This is a genomic window from Azospirillum oleiclasticum, from assembly GCF_013423485.1.
Lineage (GTDB): Bacteria > Pseudomonadota > Alphaproteobacteria > Azospirillales > Azospirillaceae > Azospirillum > Azospirillum oleiclasticum.
In genome coordinates this window covers 1-861 of sequence record NZ_JABFFR010000107.1, presented here as the reverse complement: position 1 = coordinate 861, position 861 = coordinate 1, and the positions used below count along the sequence as shown (strand labels likewise).

The 861-nt window shown below is 68.1% G+C and carries 1 protein-coding gene; it reads left to right on the top strand.

From position 1 onward, the window contains the following. The coding region (locus tag HL658_RS36470) for a transposase (protein WP_196242445.1) at positions 1–839 on the top strand (839 nt) is incomplete at its 5' end. Positions 840–861: the final 22 nt, after the last annotated feature.

Below are 861 nucleotides of genomic sequence, written 5' to 3'. Positions count from 1 at the left end.
CGGTGCGCAGCTTCGCCAAAGCGTGTGTCAAGGAAGGCGCCTGGGTGATCTTCGAGGCGAGCGGAGGCTACGACCGTGTCCTGCGTGAGGCGTTGGAGACGACGAATGTTCGTTTCAGCCGCGTAAACCCACGACAGGCCCGTGACTTCGCCCGGGCCATGGGCGTCATCGGCAAAACCGACCGGGTGGATGCCCGAATGCTTTCGGAGCTTGGCGCTCGTCTGCGTCCGGCAGCAACGGAGCCGCTGGCGGCGGCGCGGCGCGCCCTCCAAGCGCAGGCGACGCGCCGCCGCCAACTCGTGGCGATGCGCAAGCAAGAGACGACCCGCCTCCAGCAGACGGCGGACACCGAAGCGCGCACCGACATCCGCAGCTTGCTCGTCGTCCTCGACCGCCGCATTGCCAAGGTCGAAGAGCGCATGGCCGCTCTCGTTGCCGCCGATCCGGAAATGGCTGCCATCGACCGCCGGCTGCGCACCATTCCGGGTGTCGGCGCCGTCGTCGCGGCGACCTTGATCGCTGAGCTGCCGGAACTGGGCCAGCTCGACCGCCGTCGCATCGCGTCACTCGTCGGCTTGGCCCCGGTCGCCCGCGACAGCGGCAAGCGCTCCGCTCCGCGGGCGATTGCCGGCGGCAGGCCCATCGTCCGGACGGTGCTCTACATCGCCGCCTTGCACGCCTCTCGATGGTGCCAGACATTCAAGGACTTTCGCGGGCGGCTCCAGACCGCTGGAAAGCCCGTCAAAGCCGCTCTCGTCGCCACGGCTCGGAAGCTCCTCGTCACCCTCAACGTCATGATCGCGACGGGCACCGATTACCAACCGACGGAAGCAGCCTGAATACAGTTGCCGGGAATCCCGG